Here is a 410-nt window from a genome sequence, read left to right on the forward strand (position 1 = left end):
CCATTTCGAACGCGCCTCGCCGGTGCGTTCAACGGTCGCGGAACGATTCCGGTCCCCTTGCTGCCGGCCGACGTATCGATGACCGCCGCCATCAGGGATGTTGCCGAACTTCGTGACATCGACATGGATCAGCGATCCCGGACGGTCATGCTCGAAGCGGCGAATCGGCTCACCGGTGACCCGGTCGATTCGACTGAGCCGGTTGATCCGGCAACGCACCAGCACGGCATGGACAGTCGAGGCCGGGATACCGACCTCGCCGGCGATCTGCGCAGGTCCCAGCCGTCGCCGCCAACGTGCTTTCACGATCTGCTTCACCACTGCTGGTGGCGTCTTCGCCGGCATCGAGCGAGGACGACTCGACCGGTCCGCCATCGCTGTGGCTCCCTCGTGCCGGTATCGCGTCGCCC

1 pseudogene is annotated in these 410 nt (G+C 65.9%); it reads right to left on the minus strand.

Going from position 1 to position 410, the window contains the following annotated elements:
• Positions 1-410 (minus strand): annotated as a pseudogene (locus SB754_RS19330) (IS481 family transposase); the annotation flags it as partial.

This window comes from Leifsonia sp. SIMBA_070 (genome assembly GCF_046534635.1).
Lineage (GTDB): Bacteria > Actinomycetota > Actinomycetes > Actinomycetales > Microbacteriaceae > Leifsonia.